General features: G+C 67.9%; 14 protein-coding genes. 7 read left to right on the forward strand and 7 right to left on the reverse strand.

From position 1 onward, the window contains the following. The first annotated feature begins 5 nt into the window (after window positions 1–5). On the forward strand, window positions 6–1,559 hold the full coding sequence (locus tag AC0IX4_RS06660; RefSeq protein WP_471828470.1) for a Rieske 2Fe-2S domain-containing protein: 1,554 nt from the start codon (window positions 6–8) through the stop codon (window positions 1,557–1,559). An 8-nt stretch (window positions 1,560–1,567) separates the two neighbouring features. Here the strand turns inward: AC0IX4_RS06660 and AC0IX4_RS06665 are convergent, their stop codons facing one another. From AC0IX4_RS06665 to AC0IX4_RS06680, 4 genes are read right to left on the reverse strand one after another with little or no spacing between them, the layout of a single operon-like run. After that, window positions 1,568–3,202 (reverse strand): ArnT family glycosyltransferase, encoded by a 1,635-nt coding sequence (locus tag AC0IX4_RS06665; protein WP_471828471.1) that lies wholly within the window; start codon window positions 3,200–3,202, stop codon window positions 1,568–1,570. Beyond that, window positions 3,199–4,707 carry a glycosyltransferase gene (locus tag AC0IX4_RS06670; protein ID WP_471828472.1) on the reverse strand — a complete coding sequence of 503 codons (1,509 nt, stop codon included), beginning with the start codon at window positions 4,705–4,707 and terminating at the stop codon, window positions 3,199–3,201. Before AC0IX4_RS06670 ends, AC0IX4_RS06665 begins: the two co-directional genes overlap by 4 nt. Further along, window positions 4,704–6,161: a hypothetical protein gene (locus tag AC0IX4_RS06675; RefSeq protein ID WP_471828473.1), complete on the reverse strand. Its 1,458-nt coding sequence runs from the start codon at window positions 6,159–6,161 to the stop codon at window positions 4,704–4,706. Before AC0IX4_RS06675 ends, AC0IX4_RS06670 begins: the two co-directional genes overlap by 4 nt. Further along, window positions 6,158–8,278, reverse strand: coding sequence for a hypothetical protein (locus tag AC0IX4_RS06680; RefSeq protein ID WP_471828474.1), 2,121 nt, complete (start codon window positions 8,276–8,278; stop codon window positions 6,158–6,160). Before AC0IX4_RS06680 ends, AC0IX4_RS06675 begins: the two co-directional genes overlap by 4 nt. Before the next feature lie 221 nt (window positions 8,279–8,499). On the opposite strand from AC0IX4_RS06680, the gene AC0IX4_RS06685 reads away from it, so the two are divergent. Genes AC0IX4_RS06685 through AC0IX4_RS06700 form a run of 4 tightly spaced genes read left to right on the forward strand, consistent with a single transcriptional unit; the run spans window position 8,500 to window position 11,498 of the window. Beyond that, entirely contained in the window at window positions 8,500–9,633 is a 1,134-nt protein-coding gene (locus AC0IX4_RS06685) for a glycoside hydrolase 5 family protein (RefSeq protein ID WP_471828475.1), read from the forward strand. A gap of 21 nt (window positions 9,634–9,654) precedes the next feature. Continuing rightward, complete coding sequence (locus tag AC0IX4_RS06690; protein WP_042574920.1) at window positions 9,655–10,173, forward strand: DUF2505 domain-containing protein; 519 nt, start codon at window positions 9,655–9,657, stop codon at window positions 10,171–10,173. Window positions 10,174–10,195: 22 nt separating this feature from the next. After that, window positions 10,196–10,699 (forward strand): DUF2505 domain-containing protein, encoded by a 504-nt coding sequence (locus tag AC0IX4_RS06695; protein WP_042574921.1) that lies wholly within the window; start codon window positions 10,196–10,198, stop codon window positions 10,697–10,699. 31 nt (window positions 10,700–10,730) lie between these two features. Further along, window positions 10,731–11,498: a class I SAM-dependent methyltransferase gene (locus tag AC0IX4_RS06700; protein ID WP_471828477.1), complete on the forward strand. Its 768-nt coding sequence runs from the start codon at window positions 10,731–10,733 to the stop codon at window positions 11,496–11,498. On the opposite strand, the gene pabB is transcribed toward AC0IX4_RS06700, so the two are convergent. Together pabB and AC0IX4_RS06710 are read right to left on the reverse strand one after the other, a co-directional pair. Next, on the reverse strand, window positions 11,428–13,536 hold the full coding sequence (pabB, locus tag AC0IX4_RS06705) for an aminodeoxychorismate synthase component I (protein ID WP_471828800.1): 2,109 nt from the start codon (window positions 13,534–13,536) through the stop codon (window positions 11,428–11,430). The genes AC0IX4_RS06700 and pabB overlap by 71 nt on opposite strands. A gap of 4 nt (window positions 13,537–13,540) precedes the next feature. After that, window positions 13,541–14,116, reverse strand: a complete 576-nt coding sequence (locus AC0IX4_RS06710; protein ID WP_056073924.1) for a type IV toxin-antitoxin system AbiEi family antitoxin domain-containing protein — start codon at window positions 14,114–14,116, stop codon at window positions 13,541–13,543. Window positions 14,117–14,226: 110 nt separating this feature from the next. Between AC0IX4_RS06710 and AC0IX4_RS06715 the strand changes: the two genes are divergently transcribed. Beyond that, window positions 14,227–14,964, forward strand: a complete 738-nt coding sequence (locus tag AC0IX4_RS06715) for an LmeA family phospholipid-binding protein (protein ID WP_056074352.1) — start codon at window positions 14,227–14,229, stop codon at window positions 14,962–14,964. Here AC0IX4_RS06715 and deoC read toward each other — a convergent pair whose 3' ends face one another. Further along, window positions 14,965–15,642 (reverse strand): deoxyribose-phosphate aldolase, encoded by a 678-nt coding sequence (deoC, locus tag AC0IX4_RS06720; protein WP_042574924.1) that lies wholly within the window; start codon window positions 15,640–15,642, stop codon window positions 14,965–14,967. A gap of 27 nt (window positions 15,643–15,669) precedes the next feature. Between deoC and purU the strand changes: the two genes are divergently transcribed. Next, complete coding sequence (gene purU, locus AC0IX4_RS06725; protein WP_471828478.1) at window positions 15,670–16,554, forward strand: formyltetrahydrofolate deformylase; 885 nt, start codon at window positions 15,670–15,672, stop codon at window positions 16,552–16,554. Window positions 16,555–16,560: the final 6 nt, after the last annotated feature.

Consider the following 16,560-nt stretch of genomic DNA (forward strand, 5'->3'; position numbering starts at 1 on the left):
TTCACGTGCAGGTCACCAGCGTCGGACACGCCGGATTCCACATTCGGACAACAGCGGGATCCATTCTGTGCGACCCGTGGGTCAATCCGGCGTACTTCACGTCGTGGTTCCCGTTCCCGGACAACTCCCAGCTGGACTGGGACGACCTGGGCAACTGCGACTACCTGTACGTCTCGCATCTTCACAAGGACCACTTCGACCCGAAGCACCTGGCGAAGCACGTCAACAAGGACGCCGTGGTGCTGCTGCCGGACTACCCGGTGCCGGATCTGCGCACGGAGCTCGAGAAGCTCGGCTTCACCAAGTTCTTCGAGACGACCGACTCGGTCAAGCACACGGTGTCCGGCCCGAAGGGCGACCTCGACGTGATGATCGTCGCACTGCGCGCCCCCGCCGACGGCCCCATCGGGGACTCCGGCCTCGTCGTCAGCGACGGGGAGACCACCGCGTTCAACATGAACGACGCCCGGCCCGTGGACCTGGACATGATGACCGAGGCGTTCGGCCACATCGACGTCCACATGCTGCAGTACTCCGGTGCCATCTGGTACCCGATGGTCTACGACATGCCACAGCGCGCCAAGGATGCCTTCGGCACCCAGAAGCGGCAGCGGCAGATGGACCGGTGTCGGCAGTACATCGAGCAGGTCGGCGCGACGTGGGTCATCCCGTCCGCCGGTCCCCCGTGCTTCCTCGACGACGAGTTGCGCTCGCTGAACGACGTCTACGGCGATCCGGCGAACATCTTCCCCGACCAGATGGTGTTCCTCGACCAGATGCGCCGCCACGGCCACGACAAGGGCCTGCTGATGATGCCGGGAACCACGGCGGACTTTGCCGGTTCCGACCTGAACGAGCTGGCGCACCCACTGCCCACCGACGAGGTGGAGGCGATCTTCACAACCGGCAAAGCCGACTACATCGAGGCGTACGCGCAGCGTCAGGCCGACGTCATCGCGGCCGAGAAGGCGTCGTGGGCGACCGCAGCCGGTGAGCCGCTGCTGGGACCGCTGCGCGCGCTGTTCGAGCCGATCATGGCGCAGACCGACCAGATCTCCGACGGCATCGGCTACCCGGTGGAGCTCAATCTGCAGGGCGCCGACAGAGTGGTGCTCGATTTCCCGAAACGCATCGTGCGCGAACCGATCCAGGACGAGAAGTTCCGCTACACATTCGAGATCCCGGCCGAGCTGGTCCGCACGGTGCTGCGGGACGGCGAGTCCGACTGGGTCAACTCGATCTACTTGTCGACGCGATTCCGCGCGAAGCGGGTCGGTGGCTACAACGAGTTCCTGTACACGTTCTTCAAGTGCCTCACCGACGAGCGCATCGCGTACGCGGACGGCTGGTTCGCCGAGGCGCACGACGACACGGCGACCATCGTCAAGGACGGCTGGGAGATCCAGCGCCGGTGCCCGCACCTGAAGGCGGATCTGTCGAAGTTCGGTGTCATCGAGGGGAACACGCTGACGTGCAACCTGCACGGCTGGGACTGGAACCTCGAGACGGGCAAGTGCCTGACCTCGAAGGGTCACCAGCTCCGGTCGGCGAAGGCTTAGCCCCTGCGTCAGCCGATCACGCGATAGATGCGCCAGATCGGTTGATCCGCACCGTCGTTGGGCACCTCGACGACCAGGGTGCCCACCTCGGCGCCGTTGTCCCACACCGTCGGATATCGGCGGTTGAGAGCGTCCGACTCGCCGCGCCCGGTGTTGGGCACCGTGAGCATCAACCGGACGCCGGCCTCCGCCGGGTCGTTGAGGATGGTGGTGAAGTCCTCGTCGGACGGCACCACGAACTGCTTCGGCCTGCTCGACGCCGCCACGACGGCGAAGCCGAACACCGAATCGGTCAGCACGGATCCGTCGGGAAGGTTCTGCGCGTCCAGATAGTCGGCCATCGACCGCTCCGTGGAGAACGACGCGATGATGCGCGCCGCCTCCTCCGACGGTGTGTCGGCGAACAACTGGCCGAGCGCGTACTGCTGCGGAGACAGGGACGGGCGAAGGAAGACGTATGTCGTCACGGGCAGCGACAGCACGGACGCCGCCACCGTTCCCACGGCGACGACGCGGCGGAACCGTGCCCGGTCGGTGGCGGCGTCGGGCCGTAGGCGCCGGTGCGCGAACACTCCGGGCCGCCGGCTGACCATCACGCCGCGCGGCGACAACACCTGCGCGCACGCGATGACGGACAGCGGGATCGCGGCGATGAAGAAGCGCAGGAATCCGAACGTGGACCCGCCGATGTAGCTGACGGCCTGGAACGCGAGGACCGAGCCGAACAGTGCCGGCGCGACCAGGAACTCGAGATCGCGCCGACGCCACGACAGGCCCGCGACGGACGGGAGCAGCAGCGGCAGAACGGGTCCCATGGCCAGGATCGCGGTCACGACGTACGCGGCGTTGCCCAGCGGGTCTCCGCTGGGTCCGCCGGACTGCTCGAGGATCGCGGCGTTGCCGTAGGTCGAGGACAGCTGGGCGAATGCCTGACCGGTGATGACCCAGCTGATCATCGCCCACACGACGAACGCGATCAGTCCGGGACCGGCGACGAGCACGGCATCCAGCACCGCTTGCCGACGCATGGAGCGCCATCCGGCGCGTCCTCGTCTCGCGAGTGTCACGCCGCACACGAGGAAGGCTGCGGCGGCAATGGCGGCGACGGCGTCGTACCGCGTGAGGTAGGCGAGGGCGAGGGCCACCCCGGCGATCAGCAGGTCGTGGACGTCGTCGGTACTGGTCCAGCGCAGCAGTCGACGCGCGGTCCAGCACAGGAAGAACAGGAAGATGGCTTCGCTCATCCCGTTGGCGCCGTAGAACACGATCATGGGGTTGATCGCGAAGACGGCGGTGAGCGCGATCGTCTGGAAGCGCTCGCACCCGCGGTCCCGGCAGATTCCGTACACCATGACGACGGTGCCCGCCATGAATGCTGCCGAGACGACGATGCCGGAGATGTTCCATCGGGTCAGTGCGGGAACGAGATCCGAGAAGGCGACGAGCGGCAGTTGGAGCAACGCTGTCAGTGGGGTGAAGACGAATCCGATGGCCGACACGTGCGGATCGCGGCTGAACAGCACGGCCTGCGCGGCGTAGGTCCGGCTCAGCGCGTCGCCCATGAGGTAGCCGAACCGGACGGAGAGCACCGCACCGAGGAGTGCGTAAGCGGCGAACACCCCGGTGAAGAGTCGTGTCGTCACGGCGTCGTGTCCTGCTCGGGTGCGGGCGCCGGCCCGGGTGCGGGCGCCGGCCCGGGTGCGGACAATCCGTGGAACGTCTTCTCCCAGTAGGACGGGTTCCGTAGCAACTGCCAACACCCCTTGAGCGCCGCGACGCTCATCATCACCCAGTACAACGGCATGGTCAGGCTGGGCACGAGCAGATACGCGTTGCCACTCTCCCGGCTGGCCACGAGGTACATGTAGATGGTCGCGACGTTTCCGAGGATGAGCGAGACGAGCGAGAAGTAGTAGATGTACGGCGGGAAGAGTTGGATGACGATGCTCGGTTGACCCAGAATCCATGCGGCCGTGGTGAACCAGAAGACCATGTTGATGCAGGCGGTGATCGGTGTCCCGGCCAGCAGGAGGGTGAACCGGTACGTGCCGACCAGTCCGAGTGCGCGGACGGTGCGACGTGGCCGCCGCATGTGCACCAGCCACGTCTGCAGGTATCCCTTGTACCAGCGCGACCGCTGGCGCACCCAGTTGATCGGATCGCTGTTGGCCTCCTCCAGGGTGGTGGAGTCGAGGACGGCGGTGGAGTAGCCGGACGCGGCGATCCGCACTCCCAGATCGGCATCCTCTGTGACGTTGAAGCCGTCCCACGCGCCGACCTCGGCGATGACGTCGGCACGCAGGTGATTGGAGGTCCCGCCCAGCGGGATGGGCGACTTGCTCTTCATCAGGCCGGGCAGCAGGTAGCCGAACCACAGCGCATAGTCCGCGGTGAACCATCCGGTCAGCAGATTCTGGGAACCGTTGTGGAAGGCCAACTTCGCCTGCACGCACGCCACCGTCGACGGCAGTCGACCGAACGCGACGACGACCCGGCGCAGTTGCAACGGGTCGGGTTGGTCCTCGGCGTCGAAGATGGTGATGATCGTGCCCGTAGCGAAGTGCAGACCGTAGTTGCACGCCTTGGGTTTGGTGCGCGGATCTCCGGCCGGCACCAGGACCACCTCGACGACCTGGCTCACCCCGGTACGTCGCGCGGCCTCGATGGTGACGTCGTCGTCCTCCTCGAGCAGCAACAACACCTGCAGCTTCTCCGGGGGATAGTTCAACGCGGTCATCGCGGCGATCAGATCGCCGACCACCTCGGGTTCGTCGTAGGCGGGGACCAGGATGGTGTACTCCGGTAGGTCGGCATCCGGCACGGCGAGCGCTTCGGCGTCGGTGACGGTGACGATCGCCGACGCGTCGAGCCCCCGCGCGAACAGCAGCACCCGGTCGATCATCATGGCGAGATAGCCGACGGTGCAGACGACGCTGACCGTGACCATCGTCGCGATCGGCGCCAGCACCAGAGCGACCACGAGCACCGCCAGCACCCCGATGCCCAGATTGCGTTGCCACGGAACGAATGCCACCGCGGCGGACGCCAGCGGGTCACGTCGGGCCAGACCGTCGATGGCGTCCTCGAGTGCCGCGGCACGGAACTCGGCCGTTTCGGAACCCACCCGCGGTGGCCGCTGCGCGGTCACGGCGCTCCGCCCGTTCCCGCCGGGAACTGCGCGGACACCAGTGCCGATCCTACGGAGGCGAGCATGTCGCGGTCGTCGAAATCGGGGTCGTCGTCGGCGACGATGGTGTTGCCGCGCAGGAAGACCGAGAGAACCGACGACATGTTCGATGCCATCGACGGCGTCGGAACGGGGAAGTCGGCATCCGGTTCGTGATTGTCGACGCTGATGATCGTGACGCGTTGGAAGGCTCCGTCCCGTACCCAGTCGAAGACCAGCTTGGTCCACGTCAGCAGCAGCGCGTCGTTCACGGACGTGTACAGCGATGCGGTGACGCCGCGTCCCAGCGTCACGGGGAGCGAGGTACTGGTGCGCGTGTTCACCAGGCGGTACAGCGTGCGTTCGGGGTAGATCGCGAGACTGGCCGCGTTGGTCGTCGTCAAGGTGTCGACGACCACCGTTCGCGGCCGATTCCGGCTGTCCCAGTCGGGGTTCGCGGTCGCGGCCTGCCACTCCTGGCGCACGAGTGACGACCGGGATCCGAAGTAGGAGCGCACCCAGGAGTAGGACTCGTCGTCGATCTGACGCCACCCTGTCGGTACCGCAAGCGCCGTCTCGAGACCGGGCGGACCGGCGGTCTCGATCGGCCGTGGTTCGTCGGGAAGCGGAAGGAGGAAGAGCACGACCGCCACGACGACGACGGTGCCCACCGCGGATCGAACGGACTTCGTCGGAGGTGCGGACGACGGGCGCTCACGGGCCGACAGCGTCGGGTCACGACGAGCGAGCACGAGGAAGAGTGCGCCTGTCGCGACCGCGGCGCTCACCGTCGGGATCAGTTGCAGCGCAGCGATATGGATCGTGGGGCGCAGGACGAGGACGACCTTAAGAACCGCGGCCCCCACGGCCACGGTCATCAGGAAACCCAGAACCGCTCGCCGTCCTGTGCGCCCCACCGCGATGCCGACCGCCGCACCCGCCAGCAGAACGAGGACGATTCCGTACGCGAAGCGGCTACCGCCCAGCGCCACCGCCGTCATGCGGTACACCACCGGCGACAGCGAGAGCGTCAGGACCAGCAGCGGCCAGAACCGCCCGACGGGCCGGAGCCCGAAGAGCAGGACGGCCCCGCTGAGGGTGAAGATCACGGCCGCCGCGACGTCGATGTGCAGCAGTGCGTACTGATCGGAGTACCGCGGGAGCCACAGCGCCTGCACGGCCAGCGCGACGAGCGCGCCGATGCCGCCGACGATGATGTCGGTCTGACGGTCGTGGATCGGCAGCTCGTTCGCCCTGCGGCGCTGGATCCCCACTCCGGCCACCACCGCGAACACCGGCAGGATGAAGATGTAGCTCGTGACCGCGCCGGCCTGCGCCTCGTCCAGCAGGCGCGTCCAGGTGGGGAAGAACGCCAGCGTGACGCAGGCGAGGAGGATGCTCCACCGCACGATCATCGTGCGGACGGCCGGTGTCACGACGCGTCCGGATCCCTGTCCCGGGCGCCGGAATCGCCGGGACGTACGTCCTGCTTGCCCCGGCTCCGGATCCACACCAGGACCGCGGCCAGCACTCCGACGGCCACCGCGATGCCCCCGGCGACGAGGATGGACATCACGCCGGACGGTGCCGTCGATCCACCGGCGACCGGCTCGGCGGCCACCTCGTCGCTCGCGGACGACAGTGACACCGGTTCCCGCGCACCGGCTCCGAACAACACGTTGCCGGTCAGTCCGTCCCACCGCGTCGGGTCCTCGCCCAACCAGGACACCAGACCGTCGAGCTGGGACGCATCGGACGAGGTGGCGACGAGGAGCGTCCGGTCGTTCTGGCGAGTCACCTGTACAGACGCGAACGGCACGCCGCTGTCGACGGTGACCTGCACGCCGTCGTCGCTACCGCCCTGGTCCTGCAGAGTGAGAATGCTGGTTCCGGTGGTCGCCAGCGGAAGGTCCAGCGGAGCACTCGCGCCCGAATCGTCGAACCCGTTCGGCGCCAGGACGATCGCGGGGTCGGTCCCGTTCAGGACGTCCTCGAACGGCACCACGGAGGGTGAGAGGACACGCGCGGACAGCCGCTGCAACCCGGTCAGCAGCGTCGTCGCGCGCACGGTGTTCTCGAACGAGGCGTCGGTGAAGGCGACGTCCACGCTGGGCATCAACCCCTGGGGGACCGACGCGAATCCACCCGCGTCGGGCGTTCCGCCGGCACTCTCGACGGCGGTGTCGTCGTTCACCGTCAGCGACAGGGAACCGCCCGAGCTGCAGGTGTCACCGTTGCCCGACGTCTGCATCGACACGTCGAGGGACGTGACGCGCTCCACCAAGTCGGCGGGGACATCCACCCAGCGGTCGATGGTCCCGGATGCGTCGGCCGGCCACGACGTGAGGTCGGTGTCGCCGACGGAGATCCGGAGTGCGCCCGCCATTCCCGACGAGATCGGCGTGTAGTCGCCCAGCACGTGCACGCGCATGTCCGACGCGGCGCGACCGAGTCGCGTCTGGTCCAGCGGGACGGTGACCGTCACGTTTCCCGATCCCGACGCCGTCAGCGGTCCGAGCATCATGTCGGCGAGGGTCATCGTGTCGGCCGTCAGGGTCGGGACGGCCGCCACGGCGCCCGCGGACACCCGGGTCGACACCGCTAGCGCGGAGATGTCGCTGGTCAGGAGCGCGATCTGATCGGTGAGCACCGTCCCCTCGCCGGACACGTAGAGCTGCGGCGGGGCATCGGGTGCGTCCGTGAAGATCAGCTGCGCGTCGCCGTCCGAGTTGGACTGCAGGACGACCGAGCGGTCGAAGGGACCGTCGGGTGCCGCGGTGGAGAGATCACGCTCCGGACGGACCACCACTCGGACCGGCTGCGACCCGTAGAAGTCGACGACCGACGTCGCGAGGGTCAGGGCGGCGGTCGACTGGTCCGCCGTGGGCTCGTCGGGCACGTAGATCGTGAGTGTGGACAGCACCGGGGGCAGGAAGTCGGCCACCACCGTCGGCACGGCGGGTACCCCTGCCACGTCCATCACCGGATCCTGCAGACGTACCGTCGAGGCGTCGCGTGAGTCGAGGCAGTAGCCCGCAGCGGGGATCACCGACGTGGTCATCTGCAGCGTGACGGTGTCGTCGACGACCTCGAGCCCGGCCAGCGGGACGTTCACCGGAACGTTCGGAGCTCCCGACGAGAGATCGACCCGACCGATGATCCGGTCGCCCGACGTCACGTCGAGCCACCCGCGATCGATCCCCGCGGGAACGTCGAGACTGCCGCGCAGTGCGGTGGGCATGGTTCCCGGCGGCACCGGAAGAGTCGCCACCGCCGTTCCCCGCTGCCCCGTCAGTGCTACCGAGCCACCGAGACCCATGGAGCCGAACGTCAGGGCTGTCGACGGGATCGGCGGTGCGGACTCGGCGGTGACGTCGGTGTCCTCCTGAGCTGCGGCCCCGGGAATCGACCCCAGGGACAACGCGAGCACGGAGACGACGACGAATGCACCTCGTCCGCGAAGGGAACAACTACGCATCGGTGCGGGCTCGGCTTTCTCGACAAAGGATGAACGGACCCGCACGACGGCGAACGGATGTTGATCGTAAGTCACGAACCGACCAGTTGTGCATTCGAAGAGGGCGGTGACCGTTCCGTTACATGTTCAACCAGCACAACATCTTTCGCAGAACTACCGACAAGAACGAAACCCATCCCGGAGGGTGACTATCCACCGTCAAACCATTGTCATGGGCGGTTTTCGTCGTCTAAACAAAACGGCTGCGCATCGCCCGGACGCATTCGATACGCGCCGGTTCGGGATAGAGTCGCGCAATGCCATCCGCGTCCGGCCACGGCCGCAGGCCCCTCGCGGCGACACGGGTGATCGTCGTGCTGACCTTGCTGCTCATCGCAGGCTGCACGCAGCAGGCGCCGTCCGTCGCGGCTCCCACCACGCCGTCGTCGAGGGTCGGCTCGACCGTCGACGGTCTGACACTCGACGGCCGGCCCTGGTGGCCCGCAGGGTTCGACGCCTATCAACTCGCGACGAACTGGTCGATCAACGAGGGCTGCGGAGCGATGGTCGACCTCGACGAGTACTTCGCCTCCCTGCCCCCGCGATCGATCACCCGCTTCGACGCATTCCAGGCGCTGGCCGTCGACCGCACCACCGGCACCCTGAACTTCGCGCCGATCGACGCGGTGCTGGAGGCGGCACGGACGCACGACCAGCTCGTGATCCCGGTGCTGGCCGCGCAGGACGGCGCGTGCGAGAACGACGAGTTCAAGGATCGCTACTGGTACACCGAGGGATGGCACGACGTGGCGGACACGCGCGCCGTCGTCAGCTTCGAGGACTGGGTCGACACGGCCGTCCAGCGATGGGCAGGCCATCCCGCCGTCGCGGCGTGGGAACTGGTGGGCGAGCCCGAGCCCGGTGTGTGCGGCGACTCCTGCGACTGGTCCGAGCGCACGTGCCCGTCCGACGCCGGCGCGGTGTTGCGGCGTTTCATGGACGACGCGGGTGCGCTGATCCGGGCGTCGGATCCGTCGACTCCGATCACGGCGGGCCTGACAGGCGGCGGACAGTGCGGAACGCAGGGAGACGAGTACCGCACCATCGCCGAGTCTCCGTTCGTCGACATCGTGCAGTACCACGACTACGGCGCGGACGGCGTCGCGTTGCCGGGGGATCAGTGGAACGGGCTCGCACGTCGCCTCACGCAGGCACGGGAGGCCGGGAAGCCGTTGCTCATGGGCGAGATCGGCCAGACTGCGGGGTCCTGCACCTCGCTGGAGAAGCGGGCGACGGACATCGAGACCAAGATCGTCGGCCAGCGTGACGCGGGCACCGCGGGCTTCCTTCTGTGGGCGTTCGTGCCCGATCCGCGGCCGGGCGAGTGCACCTTCGACATCGGGTACGACGATCCGCTCTTCTCCGTGGTGGCGCGCCACGGGTCCGGCTGACCGGCACGCTAATCTCAGTCCATGCCACGCAGGTTCGATCACACGGTCCCGTCCTCCCTCTCCGCCGCGACGGTGCACGCCGCGCTCACGTCGGAGAAGTACTGGGCGGATCGCCTCGAGGCCGTGGGCGGCCCCAAGGCCGTGCTGAACGATGTCACCGTCTCCGGGGACACGGCCGACACCCGCACCGTGTCCGTATCCATGACGCAGGCCATCGCCGAGGAGCTGCTGCCGGGCGCGATCACCTCCATCCGCCCCGGTGACCTGGTCATCCACCGCACCGAGTCGTGGGGTTCACTGGACGCCCAGGGCGCCTCGGGCACGTTCGAGGCCAAGGTCGAGGGCGCTCCCGCCTCGATCACCGGAACTCTCGCGCTGCGGTCGAAGGGTGCCGGATCCGCGCTCACCGCGACGGGTCAGGCCGAGGTCAAGGTGCCCATCTTCGGCGGGAAGATCGAGCAGGCCGTCATCGAGCAGGTCCTCGCCCTCATCGACGCCGAACAGGATTTCACCGACACCTGGGCGCCGGAGCACCTCTGACTCACCGGTAACCTCATCGACCATGGCACGTCGCATGAACTACTCGGCTCGACTCCCGTTCACGACGGAACAGGTGTACGCAGCGTTGACGACCCGGGACTACTGGGACGCGATCATCGTCGAACTGCGCAAACTGTCCGAGAACGAGCTGACGAAGTTCGAGGTCACCGCCGACGGCGTCGACGTCGTCATGCGCCACATCATCCCTCGCAACACGCTTCCCGACGTGGCGCAGGCCGTGATGAAGAAGGACATGGTCATCACCCGCAACATCCACCACGACGCGTACTCGGAGACGACGGCCGGCAAGTACGACGCGTCCATCCCCGCCGGTCCCGGCAGCCTCACCGGCACGACGTCGCTGTTCGCGACCGAGACCGGCTCCACGCTGCGCACCACGTCCGAGGCGAAGGTCTACATCCCGTTCATCGGCGGCAAGCTCGAACAGCTGATGTTGGTCAACCTCGTCGATCTGTGGCGCGGCGAGGGCGACGTCACGCACGAGTGGCTGACGAAGAACGCCTGATCCCCCCTCTGCGCTTCCGGACCGTCGGCTCATGGCCTTCGAGGGTGTCGTCACCCGCGGCACGACGAACATCAACAGGTTGCGTCGCAGTGATCGCAGGCTGGTGCACGATCCGGCGATCCGGTCGCTGCTGATCTCCTCGTCGGCGCCGCTGGTCGTCGATCTGGGGTACGGGGCGTCCCCGGTGACGACGCTGGAGTTGGCCTCTCGACTGCGGACCGTCCGTGCCGATATCGCCGTCGTCGGACTCGAGATCGACCCGGGGCGAGTGGTCCCCGATCAGGACGGCGTGAGCTTCCGACGCGGCGGTTTCGAACTGGCCGGGCTGCGCCCCCACCTGGTGCGCGCGTTCAACGTGTTGCGTCAGTACCCCGAGGAGGCGGTGCCGGGGGCGTGGTCCCGCATCACGTCCTCGCTCGCCGACGGAGGTCTGCTGATCGACGGGACGTGCGACGAACTGGGCAGACGCGCGACATGGGTGACCGTGGCCGCGCAGGGACCGGTGTCCCTGACCATTGCCTGGGATCCGTTCACGGTGGACCGCCCGTCGGACATCGCCGAGCGCCTACCCAAGGCCCTGATCCATCGCAACGTTCCCGGCGAACGCATCCACGACGTGCTGCGCGCCGCCGACCGTGCGTGGGACGTCGCCGCTCCCCTGGCGCCGTTCGGCCCGCGGGTGCGGTGGCGCTCGGCGGCGACAGCGCTTGCTGCACAGGGCCTTCCGATCACGGTCCCGCGACGTCGGATGCGGGACAACGTGCTCCAGCTGCCGTGGGAGGCGGTCGCACCGGCGTGAGCCCGAGGACACCGAGCAGCGCTGCCGCTTTCAGGTGCATCTCACGGAGTTCATCCTCGGGGTCCGACAACGCGACGATCGCGCCGCCGGTACCGACGCTCGCCGTACCGCCCGACAGCACGATCGTCCGGATGACGATGGAGAGGTCGGCAGCGCCCGACAGCGAGAACCAGCCCAGCGCACCGGAATACACGCCGCGCGCACCGTTCTCGAGACGGTCGATGATCTCCGTCGTCCGACGCTTCGGCGCGCCGGTCATGGAGCCACCCGGAAACGCCGAGCGCACACAGTCGACGGCAGTCGCTCCCGCCCGCAGGTGCCCCACGACCGTGGACACCAACTGGTGCACATGAGTGTGGGTCTCCACGTCGAACAACACGGGCACCCGGACCGACCCGGACTCGCACACTCTGTTCAGATCGTTGCGCACCAGATCGACGATCATGATGTTCTCGGCGCGGTCCTTCTCGCTGGACCGCAGATCCTCCCGCGCCGCGACGTCCTCGTCCGGGGTACGTCCGCGGGCGCGAGTGCCCTTGATGGGCTTGGACTCCACGTCTCCCGACGCGGTGATTCGCAGGAACCGCTCCGGTGACGCGCTGAGCACCGCGACGCCGGGGAAGGACAGGAACGCCGCGTAGGGAGCGGGGCTGACGCGTCGTAACGCGGTGTAGAGGTCCGCTGGATCGCCCGTGTACGGCACGGTGAATTCGTTGGTCAGGCAGATCTCGTAACTCTCCCCCTGCGTGATCAGATCCAGGCAGGCCGCGACGGCCCTACGGTAGGCGTCGTCGTCGTGACGCGGGCGTATATCGGCCGGCGGAGGACCGAACGCGGGGCGTGCAGCAACGACCGGTTCCCACGGTGTCATCGCTGCGAGGGCGGACCCCGTCGACTCCAGCCACGCCAGCGCGGCGGCGGAACTGCCCCCGACCTCCGAGAGCGTCAGCAGATACGTGCAGCGTTCACGGTGATCGAGAGCGACGAGTCGGTCCGCGAAGATCATCTGCACGTCCGGCGTCCGCGCCGCATGGACGGCGCCTCCGGACGTCTCCGCTGCCAGCTCGTAGCCGAGGTACCCGACGTAGCCGAGCGTGAACTCGAACGGCACCTCCGGTACGCGGGACAGGGTCCGCAGACCCAGCTGCTCGTCCAGGTACTCGAGGAAGCTCGGCACCACGGTCACGCTCTCACCCTGTGCACCGCGCACCGTGACCGTCGACGTCGCGACGTCGTACCCCAGGTGCTCGGCGAGCGGGCCGTCACCCGGGCCGAGGAACGAGAAGCGGACGCCCCCCGTGATGTCGGCGCTCGAGTCCAACCAGAACGACGTCGCACCACCCAGGAGTCGGGACACCTCGGCCGGGTCGGGGAGGCTGTCGATCCGCCGGACGTGTGCCTCGTACCGTGCGGGCCGGATGGACGGCGGGTCGGGTGCGGGCGCCACCCGTGTCGACGGCGGTACCAGTCTCAGGAAGTTCGCGATCAGCTGCAGCCCACCCTCCGTGCCGATCGACTCGGGGTGGAACTGAACGCCCCTGATCGGCAAGGTGCGGTGACGCATGGCCATGACGACTCCGTCGTCGCTGCGTGCGGTCACCTCGAGAACGTCGGGCACCCGCGTGACGGCCAACGAGTGATAGCGGACGACTCGGAGCGGCGACGGCAGCCCGGCGAACAGATCCGTTCCGTCGTGGATCACATCGGACAGACGACCGTGCATCGGTGTCGGCGCCAGGTCGACTGTGCCGGAGAAACATTCGGCGATGCCCTGATGCCCCAGGCACACGCCGAGCACGGGCAGGCCGCTCCGGAGGATCGCCTCGCGACCCAGGCTGAAGTCCGCGTCGCGGCTCGGACGACCGGGGCCCGGCGAGACCACCACCGCGTCCACATCGGACCACGGAACCGAGTCGTACTCGGCATCACCCATCACGACGATCGGCGGAACCGACGACACCTCCTCGATGTACTGCGCGAGGTTGTAGGTGAAGGAGTCGTAGTTGTCGATCAGGAGGGTCCGCGTCACCGGGCCCATCATCTCAGCGCAGGGCCATCTCCACGCGCTCGGCCACACGGTCCCCGCACTCGACCGCCTGCTCGAACAACTCGTCCACCGTCAGGCGACCGAGCATCAGCCCGTCACCGACCACCTCGTCGAGCGTGAACTGCGAGATTCCTCCGGCCGCGAGATCGAGCACGGTGCGGGTGGGCGTCGTCAGGCGGAAGGTGCCCGTGAACTCGATGTCGGCGCCGACGAGCCGGCCACGGTGGACGGCGAGGCGTCGATCGTGCGCGCGGGCCGTTCCGCTGACCCGGATGTGGACGAACTGAGGGTGGAGCGACCCGAGCCCGTGCAGTTCCGCAGCACTCTGGTGCGAGACGACGGCGGTCGGTCCGAGCCACGCGCACCACTTCGAGTACTCCTCGAGGTCGTGGTGCGGCCACTCGGTCAGACGCAGCAGGTCCGTCTCCACGCGAGTCCACGAGCCGTCGTCGACGTGCGCTCCGATGTCGGTGGGCGTGTACCCGGCATCCATCGCCTGGGCCGAGGTGAAGAACCCGTCCTGCTCGGTGACGAGTCCGTCCAAGCGCTCCACGACATCGTCACCGGCCATGACGTGAGACTACTCGGATGTGTCATCTGTCACAGTCTTTTCGCGGAGGCTCGTCACCCGGATGCCTCGTTCACAGAGATGCCTCAGACACCTGCTGAACAATGTCCCTCATGAGCCAATCCACTGCACCCCGGCGGCGCTCCCGAGTGCCCCTCATCGCGATCTCCGTGGTCGTCGTGCTGATCGTCGCGCTCGTCGGCGGCGAGCTGTACGCCCGCAACCGCGTCGAGAACTGCCTCACCACGCAGTTCGAGAGCGAGCTCGGCTCGCAGATCGACGTCGGGCTCGGACTGCAGCCCGTGCTGTTCTCGCTGGCCACGAAGAAGTTCTCGTCCGTCGACATCTCCAGCGACGACACGAAGTTCGGGCCGGCGCAGGACATGCAGGTCCAGGCCACCATCGACGACGTCGACCTCACGGGCAGCGACACCTCGTCCGGGCAGATCGGCAGCAGCTCGGCGGACGTCACCTGGTCCACCGAGGGCATCCTCGCGACCCTCCAGGCCCAGGGCGTCGGCGGCATCGTCTCCGGTGTCACCAGCGACCCGGGGGCGGGCACGCTGAACTTCGGCATCGTCGGCGGGCTCGCCCAGTTGACGGTGAAGCCTGTCGTCCAGGGCGACGCCATCGTCGTGGAGACGGTCGACGCGTCGATCCTCGGCATCGGCATCCCGACGGACCTGGCGGACAGCGTCGTCAAGATCCTCACGGACAGCCTGCAGGCCTACCCGCTGGGAATGACTCCCGACGCGCTCGAGGTCACCGACACGGGCATCCACATGACGCTCAGCGGCGGTCAGTACACGATCCCCGTCGCGCAGGACTCCTCGCAGCAGATCAGCTGCTGATCAGGCCGGGAACCCGTCCAGCACCGCGCGGGTTCCCGACAGTCCCAGCCGTGTCGCACCGGCCTCGATCAGCGCTCGGGCGGTGTCCGCGTCGCGGATGCCGCCCGATGCCTTGATGCCGAGCCGCCCACCCACGGCCGACGCCATCAGAGCGATCGCCTCGACCGACGCACCGCCGGCGGGGTGGAAACCGGTGGAGGTCTTGACGAAGTTCGCGCCACCGCGCTCGGCCGCGTAGCAGCACTCCGTCACGGCGCGTTCTCCCTGCGCGGACGCCAGCAGGGCGGCGGACTCGATGATCACCTTGAGAACGGCGTTGTCCCCCATCGCTTCCCGGACGGTGATGATGTCGGACAGCACGGCATTGAAGTCGCCCGCGGTCGCCGCGCCGACATCGATGACCATGTCGATCTCGGTGGCCCCGTGCTGGACGGCCAGGCGCGCTTCGGATCCCTTGATCAGCGAATGATGCTTTCCGGACGGGAAACCCGCCACCGCGGCGACGACCAGGTCGCCGGTGTCGCGCACCGGAAGCATCGACGGTGAGACGCACACCGCGAGCACTCCCAGATCCTTCGCCTCGTCGATGAGCGCCCGCACGTCGGCGAGCGTCGCTTCGGGCTTGAGCAGCGTGTGATCGACCATGCGGGCGACGTCACCGCGGGTGAGGGTAGTCATGACGTCCAGCCTGTCACGGGTGAGAGAATGGGTTCCATGCCGTCCGAATATCGCCGCTTCGTTCTCACTCTCGGATGTCCCGATCGCACGGGTATCGTCGCGCGGATCTCGACCTTCCTCGCCGATCTCGGTGGGTCGATCGTCGAGGCCGCATACCACGCCGATGCGGACAGCGGCTGGTTCTTCACACGCCAGGCAGTCGCGGCGTCGTCGATCGACATCGGGGTGGACGAGCTCCGGGCGCGTTTCGCCTCCGTGGCAGACGAGATCGGCCCCGAGACCGAGTGGTCGCTGAGCGACTCGGGTGAGCGCAAGCGCGTCGTGCTGTTGGTGAGCAAGGAGGGGCACTGCCTGCACGACCTGCTGGGTCGCGCCGCCGGCGGCGAGCTGCCCGCGACCATCGACGCCGTGATCGGCAACCACCCCGACCTCGAATCCGTCACGCGCGCACACGGTGTGCAGTTCCACCACGTCCCGTTCCCCAAGGATCCGGCGGAGCGTGGACCGTCCTTCGACACTCTGCGCGACCTCGTGGACGGCTACTCACCCGACGCGGTGGTGCTGGCCCGCTTCATGCAGGTACTCCCGGAGTCGTTGTGCGAGCACTGGTCCGGCCGCGCGATCAACATCCACCACAGCTTCCTGCCGTCGTTCGTCGGCGCCCGCCCGTATCACCAGGCGTTCGCACGCGGCGTCAAGCTGATCGGTGCCACCTGCCACCTGGTGACGGCCGAACTCGACGCCGGACCCATCATCGAGCAGGACGTCATCCGCATCGACCACTCGGATGCGGTGGCGGACATGGTTCGTCAGGGCCGCGACATCGAGAAGATGGTTCTCGCGCGCGGACTGCGGTGGCACCTCGAGGACCGCGTCCTCGTCCACGGCCGCAAGACCGTCGTCTTCAGCTGAGTCGGG

It is taken from the genome of Rhodococcus sp. AC861 (assembly GCF_979256035.1).